The organism is Bacillus sp. AK031, from assembly GCF_053903065.1.
Map to the genome: position 1 here is coordinate 1,992,758 of NZ_CP096424.1, position 14,909 is coordinate 2,007,666.

Consider the following 14,909-nt stretch of genomic DNA (forward strand, 5'->3'; position numbering starts at 1 on the left):
TCCCTTCGCTTACGTCATCAATCCGAAGCATCTGCGGCTAATGGTTAACGGAAACGATAATATGTGTTGAAAGGTTTTTTTCATTGGAGAGAGGTACTGTTTATTTTGGGGGAAGGGGATTTTGAGTTATGATACGGTTTTACTGCGAAGAAGAGATAGGTGAAGTAGAAAAGGGGCAGATTTACTTACTGCCCCTTTGTCTGTTAAAATGCGCCAGATCCGCCTCCGCCGCCTCCAACGCCGGCACCTCCGCCAGCCGCAGAACCAGCACCGGTCGCTGCAGATACGGTTTGTTCAGCGTGGTTGAACCTGTTCGTCACAGTGGTTGCAATGATTATAAACATAACCATATCAGTGGATGTATTGTCAGGTTCACCGAATGTATTTGAGTTTCTGTTCGCGAGTTTTTCATTCTTCTTCAACATGGCTTGATTGTTCATGCCGATGGAGTAGATGAATGCCTGCATTTGTTCATCGCTCATCCATTCACTCCATCTTTTAGAATCAATGGAGTGATAATTGGAACTGAACTGACTCCATTGGTGCCTGATCCTGGCGCCTTTTACAGTCCTCGGCTTGTATGCAATGGCAAATATGAGTAAGAAACTGCTGAGGAGCAATGAAAAGAACATCCACATCAATAAATCATGTAGACCAAACAAGATGGTGAACGCGAGAAGCAGCATCCCGCTGATTGAGACTGTCCAGCGCAATCCTGCCTTCTTATCCACTAATGAGTGCTGTTTTACTTCTGCTTTTACGGCTTCAGCCCATCGCGTGAAGTCATAATGATAGGTCTGTTGATTCTTTTCCTCCTCTACATACTCATCAAGTGTGTCAACCGAGAAACGTCCATCTGTTCCTATTTTATAAAATAGCCATTGAATCAATAGTTTTTCATGAGGATGATCGCCAGTACGATTGACTGCCCTGAACTCACTTTCACTTTCCCGCTCAACGAAGCCTTTTCTGACCAGGTCCATTAAGGCCGCGGAGAGAAGGTTACCGTTAGGAACCATATGATTCATATGAAGAATCGTTGCCGGCAGGCTCATCTCGTTCTTTGGCAAAAGGGAGTGATGTATCGTGTTACGCTCTGCCTCCTGCAATACCGTTTGCTTTTTTCTCCAGGCTGTGATGATGATCAGCGTAAAATAAATTGCGAATGCACCTACCACATAAGGGGCGATACGGCTGAAAAACTCCTGCCTATTGTTGAATGCCTCCACTCTTGCATCATAGGCTGCAATTTCATCAAGTATCTCACTGCGGATCGTTTCTCCATCAATAGGTATTGCACTTGGAAACAGGGAAGCATCATAAGCGACCCGTATATCTCCATTTTCGCCACTGTCGACTTCTCCCATTGCAAAGTGGGCAGTGCCATCACCCGCTATACTGGAGCTGCCTTCAGCTTCATCATATCCGATGGCCAGCACTTCATCGGTTGGCTGAGGGGGATGAACATAAACGTCCATATTCTCATAGGCCGATTCATTGCTGCTGTCAAAGAATGGCCAGTAAAACTGTCCTAAATCAGAGTATACTTCCATCCCGTTATCAATCGTATAAGAAAGGTCGATGGTGATGGTTTCATCAGAGCCTCCTCGATAGACCTTATATAGATTTTTCTCTTGTTCCACTTTTAAAGGCGCGTTATTTTCAAATGCCTCAACGTTTTGTATAAGGCTATCCTCTTTAGGAATCAGCGTGCGGGTGATGCCATTGAAATCCCCGTCGAACTGGTAGGTATGCTGCTCTTTCACAAGGACATCCCCATTTTCCTGTAAGAAAGCATCGATCCGGGTAGTATCAATGGTAAAATCAACTGCCAATGCTTGAACAGGAATGAATAATAAAGAAATAATAAATGCCAGCAGTATCGTCCATTTTTTCATAATCTCAACTCCTCTTTTATCTATATACGGAAATAGTAAGTAAAGGTTTCATTTTTCACACCAGCCAACTGTTAGTTCGATGGGGAGTGATCCATATTAATTGTATTAAATTTACATTTAAGTTATCGTTTTCTTAATATTTAACGCAGGGAGTGAATGAAAGGGAATTTCTTATACGGTGAGTAACAGGGGGCCTTATTGGATTTTCTTATAACTTTAATTACTTAACTTAGCTCAGGAGTTGATTATCATAGAATTGTACAGTTCAATTAATGAGGTTTTAAATGAGTATATACGCCTCTGGACAGAAAGATTACCGAACCAAATGGAAGGATTGTATTTACACGGTTCGATAGTGCTCGATGCCTATATTCCGGGTTCCAGCGATATAGATTTTGTTGTTATCACAAAAAATCGCTTAACAGAAAAAGAGATACATATACTTACAGATATTCATGAAATAATCGCCAGAAAATTCGTCAAACCAGAGCTGGACGGTTCGTTTATTGTATGGGAAGATTTAGGGAAAGACCGCTGTGAAGATAATGAATTCTACCCTTACTACAATGGGGGCAAGATTGAATCTACTACACATTTTAACCCAATTACCTGGTGGCTTTTAAAAAGGAAAGGAATTAGTTTCCTTGGTCCTGATATAACAGAAAGACCTTTTAATAGCGGCACCCGATTACTAACTTCTTATGTAGCAGAAAATATGAATTCATACTGGGCAGGCAGGGTCTTGAAACTTGAGAAGTCAATAGAACCAATAAAAAAATGGTCAGACAATGATATCGATGAGGAAGTTGAATGGACTGTTCTAGGTTTGCTGCGCCAATACTACACTTTAAAGGAATACAGTATAACTTCAAAGATTGGAGCGGGGGAATATGGTTTGATAAATCTTCCGGGAGAATGGCATGACATCATTCATGAAGCATTGCATATTCGAAGAAAAATAAATGATAGAGTTTTCAATTCTGCTGAAAACCGGATCAACGAAACAGTGAAATTTTCCAAGTTTTTGATTCAACATTGTAATCGCATTCAACAAAAATAGTGATAGGATGGGTTTCATTTAAATGTGTGTTAGTCAAAAATAGAAGGGACATAAAAAAGATTGGAGTTTTAAACATGAAGAGAAGTAAAGGTTTAACAACGGCAGCCCTTTCAGTTATGCTGTTGGCCGGGCTGTCTGCTTGCAGCAATACAGCTGATCATTCATCCTCAAGCAACAATCAGTCTGTACCTGCCAATACCTCTGAAAGTACAGTAGCTCAAACACAAGCGACTGATCAAAACTCGGATGAACCAATGAATGAAAATAGCAACACAAAGGAAGGCAATCAGGAGCAAGATGAGACGACAACTAAAATGAATGAAGATAGCCAGGAAGACAAAGCATCAAAAATAGAAGGAAGAAGAACCGAGTTTATTGAGAAATTGGACCACATCCAAAAAGAACTTGATGCCATGCCAGTAAAGAAGGATTCAGATAAAGGTGTTACAAACGCTATGAAAAACTACTATGGAATTTCATACGAAAGGTATGACAAAGCATTAAATGATATTTATGCTTTACTGCAAAAGGAGTTATCTCCCGAGGCAGCGAAGGAATTAAAAACTGCACAAATTAAATGGATAGAACAGAAAGAAGCGAAGGCTAATGAAGAAAGACTGAAGTATGAAGGGGGAACGTTTGAAAACGTAGCCTATTATATATCTTTATACCAATCGACAAAGGACAAAAGTTACGATTTAGTGAATACATATATGACAGATTAAAAAATACATGCTGAATTCGAACAGTGATTTTAAGAAAATACCGATAGTACTCGATATGCTTAATAATGACTCTTATCTGTTTTTGACTGAACGGGAGATGAAAAGCATAACTGTAAATTTCAGATAATAAAAAAGTTTCCAAAGGTATTTTGGAAGATTGGGGAATAGCCAGATTGAAAAAGTTCACGAAGAAAGTTTTAAGGTATGCAGTTACGATTTTACTAATCGTATTATATTTGAACCTATTACCTTACCTAGTTACGTCGTTTAACCTGGAATACACTGTATATGAATTCATTTTAATAATAGTGGCCATTGCTTTGGCTGTCATCACCAGCGAATGGATCTTCAGGTCAAAATGAAAATAAATGTGTTCATCCTCAGACTTAGGGGGCATAAAACGCCAATGAGAAATGGAGAGCTGCTGCTTAACACTAAAGAGCTGCGATTGCTGAACATCCTCCCATTGATTGTTGCAAGGCAATTACCATAATAAAAATATCAATTGAAGGATGTTAAATATGAAGAAGAAAAAACGGTTAGTAATGAGGACGATCATACTCTTGATTCTTTTGAGTGCGGTGACCTATACACTTTATGCAAACATATTTTATAAAGAAGAGAATAAAAGAGTACAAGTTGGAGATACAGTTCCTGACTTTACCCTCACAAATTTAAACGGGGAAACATTTACGTTAAGCAGTCTCCGTGGAAAGGCGGAAAGTGATTGATAGAATGCCGGTACCGGTCTGGCTAGATACTTCTCATATATGTTTTGTGGAAATATGTATCGGTCAAAGGGACGGGTGGAAATGTCACGGTGATCAATCAAGTGATTGAACTTATTTTACGCTCATTTTAATTTAGGTGCTGAAAATCATTCCTCAAATCTTATGTGCCTTGAAATTGGTTATTTTATAAACGGAAGCTGAAGACACTAGAGCTGAACTTCAGCTTTTTTTTTGTTGTGTCGAATGCTAAACAAACAAGATGATCTTGTTACTTACACCACAGAATGTGACCGCTTAAAGGATGTGCTGGTTTTAGTGTATGGCTTTATTTTTCTGCATATTAAAGGAGAAATCTTATTCATGTAAAGGGCCATTTAATAGAAGATCACCATTACTTAAGTCTGTTTATGCCCCTCCTGAATCAGATAAAGATAAATTATCTGAAATAAGAGCAGGATAACAAGAAATTATCAGCCCTCTGGGTTGGAGGAAATTATAATAATCTAAGTTATAATCTAAAGCCTGATAAAAATCTTAAAAACTCTTTTTGTTCTTTATGTAAGTACTTAATGTTTGCATAAATCTTCGCCTGTGGTAATTCAAAAGCATGATTCCTAACTTCTAAAAGTCTCCCCTCCAGCAATTCCCTTCTTACTGTTGATGATGGAAGGTAGGAAACACCCAGCCCTTCTATGATAAACCGCTTAGTAATGTGGATTTGTGAGACCTGCATCATTTTTGTAGAAGGATAATACAGCTTTATAGTATTACATAATTCATTCCAGTATTCCGGGTGGTTATGTGTTAAAAGGTAATTAGAGGTTAATAGTTCTTCCTCTTCTAAAGGAGGTGCTGATTCGAAGTCTCTTCCATCATGTGGAGCTACAAGTATCACCTTATCAGTATAAAGCAGTTTACTCTCTAGTCCAGGGTGATATGTTGGCAGACAAGATAAGCCTATATCCACCTGTTCATCAAGGACTTCCTTTTCGATCTCCTCAGATTCTATAATTTTCACCGATATCTCTACCTCAGGGTGAATCTTTAAATATTGCTTTAATACAAAGGGAAGCACATTATCTGCTATCAAAGGAGATATAGCAATAGTTAATTTAGAAGTATACCCCTGACTAAATGATTGTAATTTTATTATCCCATCTTCATATAGATTCAGTAACTGCCGGGCATGGGTTAAGTAAAATCTCCCTGATTCTGTTAGCTTGATTTTTTTTCCTCTTCTTTCAAATAGTGAAACACCCAGCTCTCTTTCTAATTGTTTGATATGTACAGTAACAGTAGGTTGGGAAATAAAGAGCATATCGGCTGTTTTTCTAAAATTATTGCAATTGGCTGCTGTTATAAAGGTTCTTAGTAAGCTCAATTCCATAATAAAACACACCTTCTTATTAATGTTTTTAATTGATTTATTTAAAAATATTTAATTTTCCTAATAATTATCTTATTGTACAATAATTGTAATTACTTAAAAAGGGGTTGAGGAAATGTTTGAAGAGGGATTAAAAGGAATCGTTGCTGCCCGAACGAAGATTAGTCATATTGATGGAGAGAAAGGGGTATTGATTTACAGAGGACATGAAATTCGTGACTTAACTAAAAGCTTAACCTTTGAAGAAGCGGCATTTTTACTGTGGTATGGATACTTACCTTCAGGAGAAGAAGCAAGTGAATTAAAAATCCAACTGTCCAGTAATCGATACATTTCAAAGGCAACGAAAGACATTATTAGTCGCCTTCCAGTCGATATGGATATGATGAGTGTATTAAGGACTGCAATTTCAGCTGAGGGTTCTAAAGAATACTCTTGGGAACCTACAATTAAGCAAGCAATAAGACTGACTGCAATCATACCCACAATCATTGCCTTCAGAAATAGCATAGTAGAACAAAAGCCCTTTATTGAACCCAATAAAGAGCTTGACCACGTAGCAAACTATTTATATATGTTAACTGGCGACATTCCTTCAAACGCAGTGGTCAAAGCGTTAGAGACTTACATGATATTAACTTTAGAGCACGGAATGAATGCTTCAGCTTTTTCAGCCAGGGTGACAGCTTCAACTGAATCAGATATGGTTTCAGCGATTACTTCAGCAATAGGAACGATGAAGGGTCCTTTACATGGAGGTGCTCCTTCAGGGGTTATTGATTTACTTAATTTAATTGGAACTGTTGATAGAGCTGAGAAGGTTATAAGAGAAAAGTTGAACAATGGTGAGAAATTAATGGGATTTGGGCACCGGGTTTATAAAACTCACGATCCGAGAGCAATTGCTCTCAGAGAAAAGCTTTTAGAATCTAGGGGGGCAGATGACTCACTTGATCTTGCCATTCATGTTGAAAGGACAGCAATAAAAATACTTGAAGAAATTAAACCAGGCAGATTACTATACACTAATGTAGAATTTTACGCAGCGGCAATAATGAAGTCGATAAATCTAAAAGCAGATCTATTTACTCCTACTTTTACTGCAAGTCGGGTAGTCGGTTGGACAACTCATATATTAGAACAAGCAGAAAATAATGTAATATATCGTCCCAAATCGGAATATATTGGAGAATTGTAAAGCTAGTGTAATACAATAATCCAACAGTATTAGGATCAAAAATTGGACAATATTTTCAAGCCATTAATAAGCCGCATGGAATCAATTTTTATACTTGGTTTCATACGGTTTTATTAATATATTGTTCTTATTCCATCATAGAGGTTGATTGCTATGGGTAGTGACCTCTGGCATATTCAAGTAAAGGTTAACCGAATATGCTAAGATTGCAATGTAGGGAAACAGTTAGACAACCATTATTCTGTTAAAGGTTAATGGAACACTTATGTAAGTTAAGCCGAAATTAAGTTACGGTAGGATTACGAAAAAATTATTAAAGAAATATAGCGAGGTTTTTTAGATGAGAAATAAATATAAAGTAGTCACATTAAAAGAGCGTCTAGATTTAAAAGATGAATTTAGTAGATTGCATAGCATCGGCTGGGTTAAATTTATGAGAGAAGACCCCATTGGAGTTAAAAACTGGGGGAAGTTACTCACTTATTTCCCTGAGTTTCAATTTCTCCTTTTGAATGAAGACTTAAAACCTGTTGCCTGTGGCAACTCAATACCTTTTAAGTGGGATGGTAACGAAAAATCTTTACCCACAGGTTGGGATGGAGTACTAGAAAAGGGAATAGGGGATTTTGAAAATAACGTACCATCCAATTCGGTTTCAGCATTAGCCATAGTCATTCATCCAGAGTATAGAGGACAAGGACTCAGTGATATTATGGTCAGGGAAATGAAGGGTTTAGTTACAAAAAACAAACTTGATAAGATGGTAGCACCTGTCCGCCCTTCTTTAAAATCAAAGTACCCACTCATTCCGATGGAGGAGTACATTATGTGGAAAAGAGAAGATGGAACTCCATTTGACCCTTGGATTAGGACTCATTGTAGAACGGGTGCATCGATAATAAAAGTGGCAGCAGAGTCTATGGTAATACCAGCTTCGGTTGAAACTTGGGAGAATTGGATTGATATGGAGCTTCCTTCGTCGGGTGCTTATATTATCAAAGAGGGCTTAGTGCCATTAAAGGTCGATAAGGAAGCAGATGTAGGAACGTATATTGAACCAAACGTGTGGTTAGAACATCAGCTAACCTAATGAAAACAATCTTCCGTTAAAGGGGGCTTATCCGGAACAGGATGAGCTTCTTTTTTGTTTAAAGTTCTTCTTGAGTATGCTGCTTTGTTTTGAAATAATTGGTATTAAGTTAAAGGAGTAACCTAAGAATCTTACTTTATGGTTACGGCAGGGAGGAAAATAAGTGGAATTATGTAAAACTTCTTTAAATAACGAGAGAATATATTTAAGAGAATTTATTGAAAGTGATTGGGTGGGAGTTTATAAATACGCATCTCAAAATATAGTTAGCAAATTTCAAGTTTGGGAGCCAAATTCCACAGAAGACTCCAAAGAGTTTGTAAATCAAATACTGATAGATAAATCAAAGAGTCCTAGAACTCGTTATGTTTATGCAATTATTCTTAAAGAAACAGATGAAATGATAGGTGCTGGAGAAATTAATGTAAGGGATTTCTTCAATAAATCTGGCGATATTGCATACATAATAAACCCAAATTATTGGGGGAAAGGCTTGGCAACAGATGTTGCAAAGATTCTAATTCGTTTTGGGTTTGAGGATTTAAACCTACACCGAATCTTTGCTTATTGCAATCCGGAAAATTTAGGTTCATTAAAAGTCCTAGAAAAAGCAGGTTTAACTCAGGAAGGAAGACTCCGTGAAAATTTGCTAATGAAAGATGGCTGGCGTGACTCATTTATTTATAGCATTTTAGAAAGCGAGTGGCCAAAATAAGAGATTTATTCCATTAAAGGTGACAATAACTGGAGATCAGCTAATTATCCAACTATTGCTTTTCTTCAATTATTGGGGCAGTTTAGTGCAACAAGACCATTTAAATATGGTATGATATTCCAATGTCTAAAAAACGTAATCACGTTTCAAGGAGGAATACGATGTTAGGATTGCCAAAAGGAGAGGTCTTTTTAGTTCAATGGACAGAAGAATGGAATAAGGAATTTTTATCAGAGAAAGAAAAAATTCTAAATGAAGTTGGTGACTGCATTGTAGAAATTCACCATATTGGTAGTACGGCTGTAAAGGAGCTAAGTGCAAAACCAATTATTGATATTGCAGTGGAAATCAATGATTTTAGCGTGGGTGAGAATTGTGTTTCTCCCTTAGAACAGATAGGTTACTCATATAAAGGGACAAATATTTTACCTGACAGACACTATTTTAGTAAAGGTGAACCAAGAACTCATCAAATCCATATGTACCAAAGTGGAAACAAATTTTTACAGGAACAGTTGAAATTTAGAGATTATTTGAGAAATAACGATAAAGCAAGAATTGAATATGAAGAACTTAAATTTAAACTATCAGAACTAAATAATAATAATAAGCACAAATACGCAGAGGAAAAAACTCAATTTGTTAAATCAATCTTAGAACAAATCTAAGGGTATTTCTTAAAAAAGTAACGGGGCTTATCCTGAGAAGGATGAGCTTCTTTTTTGTTTAAAGTTTTTCTTGAGTAAGCAGCTGGATTTTGAAATAATTGGTATTAAGTTAAAGGGCAGGTTTGTAGAAGAAAGTATTAGTTTAAAGGTGGTTACAGGTTTTGAGTCATTCAACTCTAAAAGAACAATTATTGAACCTAGAAGAACGTCTATTGAACTCCGAAGTACGTGTAGATACTAAAGAACTCGAAAAAGTGTTAGCGGAAGGTTTTTTTGAGTTTGGTAGTTCAGGAAATGTGTGGTTAAGAGAAGACTGTCTAAAAGATGGCGGAATAAGTGTTAGAGATATGTCTGTTAATGATTTTGAGATACATCCTTTAGCGGAAAATGTCGTTTTAACAACATATCGTGTAAAAGATAATACAAAAAAGCAAGTTACCTTACGTAGTTCAATCTGGAAATTATTAAATGGTAAATGGCAGATGTATTTTCACCAGGGAACAATTTCTAAGTATGAATAAGAGTCCTTAAATTAACGGGGCAATAACAGAAGATCAGCTTATTGATCCAGATATTGTCCATCTTCAATTATTGGGCAGGTTAATTGAACAATTCATTACTTAAATTCTTTGGTTTATCGCATTTTTATGATGGAGGATACGATGCAAACAGAAATTATTACTTTAGATAACAAATTGAAAGTATTGGTTAATATGTGGGGATTAGAAAACAGAACAACCTTGATTTTGTTACACGGATTAGGCAGCACGGGGAAAAGTTTCGATGAACTTGCGTCGACTTTAAGTAAAGACTTCAAAATATTAGCTTTCGATTTACCTGGACACGGCAAGTCATCATTCTTTAGCGATGAAGAATTTTTTTCAATGGAATCCCTAGCAGACTGGGTTATGGATATTTTAAATTATTTTAACATTAGAGATTATCACATTATTGGACATTCTCTAGGTGCCTATATAGGTCTTACATTTGCTAAAAAATATTCTCTAAAATCATTAATCTTGCTGGATGGGGGATATATTCAGTCTTCCAACTTGCCAAATAACTCACTTAAAGAAGAAATAAGTTTAATACGGCGGCATATAGAAACATATACCTTCAGAAACTGGGAAGAGTACGAACAGGAACAGTACAATAATGGACTAACTAATATGTTGGTAGAATTATCAAAAAATAGTATGAAGTGTGAAGATGATAAAGTAAAATTAATTATTCCGCCTGATGTGGCAGTGCATCTAACTAAGCAGATGTTTAGAGAACCCTCAGAAGCTACGTTGTCAAATATTGATACATCAGTTTTGCTTTTAAGAAGTACATTACCAGATGATTTTAACTCAATTAGAACAAGTGAAACCGACCGTTTGAAAAAGCATTTAAAAGTACGGGTTAAAGAAGTAAACGAAGCTACCCACGATATTTATTGGGACAAACCTCGTATTGTATGCAATGAAATACTAAAATGGATTAATAGTTAAACAATAATATGGGACTTATCGTGATATGAGAAGCTATTCCATTATAGGGGGCAATAACTGAAGATCTGCTAATTGATCCGGCTATTGCCCTTGTTCAATTATTGGGGCAGGTTAATTGAATAACCCGAAACTATTTTGAATGATTATTTGTCTAATTACTAAAGTGTTATATAAGGAGGGCTGACTAAAATTGAAAAAATTCTCTTGGTTAAGCTACTGGTCTTTAATATTAAGTATTTTACCAATACCATTTTTATTTGCAATGATGTATGAGCTTATAAGAATTCATCCTCAATTCGGTTTGTCTCTTGTGTGGTTATCCATTATTCTTTCTTTGGTTTTTGGGATTATGGCTATCGTAAAAAAGACAGAAAAAAATATACTTGCTGGAATAGCCATATATATCGCACTATTTAGTGCGGGAACTGTGATTTTTCTCTTTATGATGGCTCAAACATTTAACCCACCGAATGTGTAATTTTCTATAAGTTTTTGAAAAGAAGCTGAACAAGCAGCGGTCTCAGTACTGGTCTCTGTATTGTTCAATTATTGGGCAGGTTAATGCAATAAAGCCAAAATCATTTGTTCGGGGGTGGGAGATGGTTATCAGGAAAATTATTGTATCTTTGCTAACAGGAACGTTTATGATAGTTGTTTTTTCAATATTAGCTGAGAGACTGGCTATTGGGTTAGCCATTGGGATGTATTTGTTGCCAATTCTTTTAATATATGGTGTCCCTTCTTCAGTATTGTCAGACTTTACTACCAATAGATTAAAAGGTTTCAAAAGAATTGGTGCGTCTTTTCTCGTTCATACTTCTATGGGTGTACTTTTCTTAGCAGCCCCTATATTACTGACAGGGAGTCAAAGTGGAATAGAAAATTTCTTTTCTCCTTTTGTGGTTTTAACAGCCATTATATTTTGGCTTATGGATGAAGTTATAAGAAGTGATAAATTCAGAAAAATATTGATTAAAGTCAAAATATTTCTAAGAAAAATTGGAGAACTGAGAATTTGATTTCCCTATAAACATACTTAGCATAAAGGGGGGCAAGCAGCCGCACTCTGTTCAAGTAAAGGGAGGTTAATTGAAGAAGGATTTTCTTTCTTAATATGTATATTTTTGAAGGGGGAGTTAACTTGAAGAGAAAGCTTCCGACTCTAATTATTGTTTTGGTTGTTTTATTAGGAATATTACTGATGTTCTATCAAACTGAAAAAATGGAACAATCAAGGACTCTAGAAGCTAAAAGACAAGAGGTACTGGATAAATTGGCTAATGATTTAAACCATTTTAATCCTGTTCTTGATGCTTTTGTTGATAACGATTACAACACTACAATTGCTTCTAAAATTAGTTCGGAGGGTATAGTTGAATATGATAGAGGATTGGCGAAAAATAAATCTCCTTTGGGGAATTATCTAGTTAGATATAATTTAAATAATATGGAGATTGTTTCTGAAGAAATAGAAATTACTAATCCCGATTACTCTGAAGAGTGGCGAGAATTTCAAAAAGAAAACAAAAAGTGATTTTTTATTAACAGTGGCGTTTGCTGAGCAAGCAGCCACCCTCTGTTCAAGTAATGGAGCAGGTTAATTGAATAACCCGAAACTATGATGAATGAGTATTCGTCTAATTACTAAAGTGTTAAATAAGGAGGGGACTAAATTGAAAAAATTCTCTTGGTTAAGCTACTGGTCCTTAATACTAAGTATTTTCCCAATACCTTTTTTCTTTGCGATGGTTTATGGTCTAATAATAATTCATTTCTATTTTGGTTTATCCGTTGCTTTTCTGTCTATTATCCTATCTCTAATTTTAGGGATTAAGGCTGTCTTTAAACAGACAGAAAAAAATATACTTGCTGGAATAGCAATTTATATCGCACTATTCAGTGCGGGAGCCCTAGTCATTCTCTATGGATTGTCCTTCCTTGGTAATTCACCAAGATGAAAATTGTCTTGAAAAAAAGACGTAAAAGCATCCGCCCATTGCTCAATTAAAGGGCAGATTAGTTTAACAAAGACTAATCTAAAAAAGTGAGAATAAGTAAACAGAGATATACAACTAGGAGGAGAAAAATTGAAGGAAAACGATAGAGGAATTTTATATTTTAATATGTCCATTGGTACACTAGGACTCCTCATTATTATAGTAGGATTAATCAAATATGTTGAAACCGCTGGTGGGAGTTCTTCATTTGCATTGTTAGGTTTTCCTTTTACAATGATTTACTTAAATTATCTTGAAGGGAAAGCTGGTATAAGTAAAAAAATATTATGGATTAAATCTATCATAGCGATTTCTTTACTGTTCATAATTTACGTCTTCTTATTAAGCTAACGGGGCGTTTGCTGAACAGGCAGCCGCCCTTTGTTCAAGTAACGGGCAGGTTGATTGAACAGGACGAAACACTAAAAGGGGGAAGAAAGATGGGGTGGTTAATCATTGTTGCTGTTGCATATCTTCCAATCATTATTAGCATTCGTAGACGGTTAGACAATTTAGAAAAAGAAGTGAAAAGGTTAAAAGGAGACAAAGATTACTGAACATTGCAGTTCCTGTGCTATTCAACAATCGGGCAGGTTAACGTAATAAAACATAATCTGTAAACTGTTTCTTTTTATGAAGGAGAGGTATTGATAAAGGTTTTATTTATTGAAATAATTGGTAGGGAAAGAGGAAAGAGGAAAGGGGGATGGGGATTTAATGATTTACAAAATTGAAGATGAACTAATTATTCGTTCTATGGTGAAAGAGGATATTAATAAGTTTGTAGATGCATTCGAAGAACAAGGGTGGCATAAACCGTCTGAATTGTTCGAAGATTATTTTGAACATCAAGAAACAAACAAATTAAAAGTAATCGTAGCACAATTTAATGATGATATTGCTGGTTATGTGACTTTATTTCCTAATGCTCCTTCTGGACCTTATAAAGAAAAAAATGTCCCAGAAATCGTTGATTTAAATGTTTTAATAAAGTTTCAGAAAAACGGTATAGGTAACAAAATGATGGATATTGCCGAAGATGTTGCAAAAGAAAAAAGCAGCCTTGTTTCTTTAGGAGTTGGTTTACATTATGGGTATGGTTCCGCACAAAGAATGTATATCAAAAGGGGATATATACCAGATGGTTCTGGAGTTTGGTACAGAGGAAAACAGTTAGAACAGTATGCTGATTGTGCAAACGATGACGACTTAACGCTATATTTGTTAAAGAATTTATAGAACATCTTGTTCAATTATAGGGGGCGCGCGACAAGTTCTGCTATAAGCGCTATCAAGCGTGAAAAGCAGGGGATTTTTTTAATTGAAATTCTAACTTTACAACCGAGGATGGGAATGACGGTTCCATGTTACCCGAAACCATCCCGTCAATACTCCTGCATGCGTTATAACTGACAGGTTATAGGGTTTGAAGCACAGGTAGATTCGGCAGAACGAAGGCTGAAGCCAAAAGGTATGCCAACGGATATGCCGCACGGCTGAAAAACTAGAAATGGTGAGAATAGTTCTGTTAGCTAAAGAACTGACGAACTTCCGAAGGTAAGGGTCTAGAGCTACGAACATAGGGAAACTTATGTCCCATCTTCCGATGGGGTGAGTGGTGTGGAGTAAAATTGCCCCCTCTGAAAGACGCTATACCGGACTACGGCGGTATCAAGCTCACAGGCTTAAAGGAAGCACCCAACTTTAGAATGGAAAGCTACGTTGTAAGGTACTTGGAAAGCAAGGAACGTTGAACCAAGAGCTGTCACTCGAAGCGTTTGCTATAAGGTTTACGAAAGGCATTTATCCTTGTGAGGGTAGGGGAACGACTGAAGAAACTTTTGTAATGAAAGTGGAGGAACAGCCCCAAGTCTACTGAATGAAACGATTATTTTCCTATACGTGAATGGTGCCGGTCGGGTAAGAATGTGGGGACATCACTTCTAC

Annotated in this window: 18 protein-coding genes; 16 read left to right on the plus strand and 2 right to left on the minus strand. The window is 36.4% G+C overall.

Features of this window, described 5'->3' with window-relative positions; all coding sequences use genetic code 11:
• Window positions 1-203: 203 nt before the first annotated feature.
• Window positions 204-1,898: a DUF2207 domain-containing protein gene (locus M1E09_RS10205; RefSeq protein ID WP_456274720.1), complete on the minus strand. Its 1,695-nt coding sequence runs from the start codon at window positions 1,896-1,898 to the stop codon at window positions 204-206.
• Between the two features lie 256 nt (window positions 1,899-2,154).
• Between M1E09_RS10205 and M1E09_RS10210 the strand changes: the two genes are divergently transcribed.
• The 4 genes from M1E09_RS10210 to M1E09_RS10225 all read left to right on the plus strand — a co-directional run bounded on the left by M1E09_RS10210 (window position 2,155) and on the right by M1E09_RS10225 (window position 4,414).
• Window positions 2,155-2,958, plus strand: coding sequence for an aminoglycoside adenylyltransferase domain-containing protein (locus M1E09_RS10210; protein WP_456274721.1), 804 nt, complete (start codon window positions 2,155-2,157; stop codon window positions 2,956-2,958).
• Window positions 2,959-3,032: 74 nt separating this feature from the next.
• Complete coding sequence (locus M1E09_RS10215) at window positions 3,033-3,683, plus strand: lysozyme inhibitor LprI family protein (protein WP_456274722.1); 651 nt, start codon at window positions 3,033-3,035, stop codon at window positions 3,681-3,683.
• 173 nt (window positions 3,684-3,856) lie between these two features.
• A complete protein-coding gene (locus M1E09_RS10220; protein ID WP_456274723.1) occupies window positions 3,857-4,045 on the plus strand; it encodes a hypothetical protein in 189 nt (62 codons plus the stop codon).
• Window positions 4,046-4,204: 159 nt separating this feature from the next.
• Entirely contained in the window at window positions 4,205-4,414 is a 210-nt protein-coding gene (locus M1E09_RS10225; RefSeq protein ID WP_456274724.1) for a hypothetical protein, read from the plus strand.
• A gap of 508 nt (window positions 4,415-4,922) precedes the next feature.
• Here M1E09_RS10225 and M1E09_RS10230 read toward each other — a convergent pair.
• A complete protein-coding gene (locus M1E09_RS10230) occupies window positions 4,923-5,801 on the minus strand; it encodes a LysR family transcriptional regulator (protein ID WP_456274725.1) in 879 nt (292 codons plus the stop codon).
• 115 nt (window positions 5,802-5,916) lie between these two features.
• Here M1E09_RS10230 and M1E09_RS10235 point away from each other — a divergent pair, with 115 nt between their 5' ends.
• From M1E09_RS10235 to M1E09_RS10290, 12 genes are all read left to right on the plus strand, one after another.
• The gene (locus M1E09_RS10235) at window positions 5,917-6,999 is read left to right on the plus strand and encodes a citrate synthase/methylcitrate synthase (RefSeq protein ID WP_456274726.1); all 1,083 of its coding nucleotides are present in this window, start codon (window positions 5,917-5,919) and stop codon (window positions 6,997-6,999) included.
• A 340-nt stretch (window positions 7,000-7,339) separates the two neighbouring features.
• Window positions 7,340-8,089 carry a GNAT family N-acetyltransferase gene (locus M1E09_RS10240; protein ID WP_456274727.1) on the plus strand — a complete coding sequence of 250 codons (750 nt, stop codon included), beginning with the start codon at window positions 7,340-7,342 and terminating at the stop codon, window positions 8,087-8,089.
• Between the two features lie 163 nt (window positions 8,090-8,252).
• Complete coding sequence (locus tag M1E09_RS10245; RefSeq protein ID WP_456274728.1) at window positions 8,253-8,804, plus strand: GNAT family N-acetyltransferase; 552 nt, start codon at window positions 8,253-8,255, stop codon at window positions 8,802-8,804.
• A gap of 161 nt (window positions 8,805-8,965) precedes the next feature.
• Window positions 8,966-9,472 (plus strand): GrpB family protein, encoded by a 507-nt coding sequence (locus M1E09_RS10250; protein WP_456274729.1) that lies wholly within the window; start codon window positions 8,966-8,968, stop codon window positions 9,470-9,472.
• A gap of 161 nt (window positions 9,473-9,633) precedes the next feature.
• Window positions 9,634-9,993 carry a nuclear transport factor 2 family protein gene (locus M1E09_RS10255; RefSeq protein ID WP_456274730.1) on the plus strand — a complete coding sequence of 120 codons (360 nt, stop codon included), beginning with the start codon at window positions 9,634-9,636 and terminating at the stop codon, window positions 9,991-9,993.
• 141 nt (window positions 9,994-10,134) lie between these two features.
• Window positions 10,135-10,965, plus strand: a complete 831-nt coding sequence (locus tag M1E09_RS10260; protein WP_456274731.1) for an alpha/beta fold hydrolase — start codon at window positions 10,135-10,137, stop codon at window positions 10,963-10,965.
• 190 nt (window positions 10,966-11,155) lie between these two features.
• Window positions 11,156-11,443 carry a hypothetical protein gene (locus tag M1E09_RS10265; RefSeq protein ID WP_456274732.1) on the plus strand — a complete coding sequence of 96 codons (288 nt, stop codon included), beginning with the start codon at window positions 11,156-11,158 and terminating at the stop codon, window positions 11,441-11,443.
• Window positions 11,444-11,564: 121 nt separating this feature from the next.
• Window positions 11,565-11,984, plus strand: coding sequence for a hypothetical protein (locus M1E09_RS10270; RefSeq protein WP_456274733.1), 420 nt, complete (start codon window positions 11,565-11,567; stop codon window positions 11,982-11,984).
• Window positions 11,985-12,106: 122 nt separating this feature from the next.
• Window positions 12,107-12,499: a hypothetical protein gene (locus M1E09_RS10275; protein WP_456274734.1), complete on the plus strand. Its 393-nt coding sequence runs from the start codon at window positions 12,107-12,109 to the stop codon at window positions 12,497-12,499.
• 139 nt (window positions 12,500-12,638) lie between these two features.
• Complete coding sequence (locus M1E09_RS10280; RefSeq protein WP_456274735.1) at window positions 12,639-12,923, plus strand: hypothetical protein; 285 nt, start codon at window positions 12,639-12,641, stop codon at window positions 12,921-12,923.
• A 129-nt stretch (window positions 12,924-13,052) separates the two neighbouring features.
• The gene (locus M1E09_RS10285; RefSeq protein WP_456274736.1) at window positions 13,053-13,313 is read left to right on the plus strand and encodes a hypothetical protein; all 261 of its coding nucleotides are present in this window, start codon (window positions 13,053-13,055) and stop codon (window positions 13,311-13,313) included.
• A 366-nt stretch (window positions 13,314-13,679) separates the two neighbouring features.
• The gene (locus M1E09_RS10290; protein ID WP_456274737.1) at window positions 13,680-14,201 is read left to right on the plus strand and encodes a GNAT family N-acetyltransferase; all 522 of its coding nucleotides are present in this window, start codon (window positions 13,680-13,682) and stop codon (window positions 14,199-14,201) included.
• Window positions 14,202-14,909: the final 708 nt, after the last annotated feature.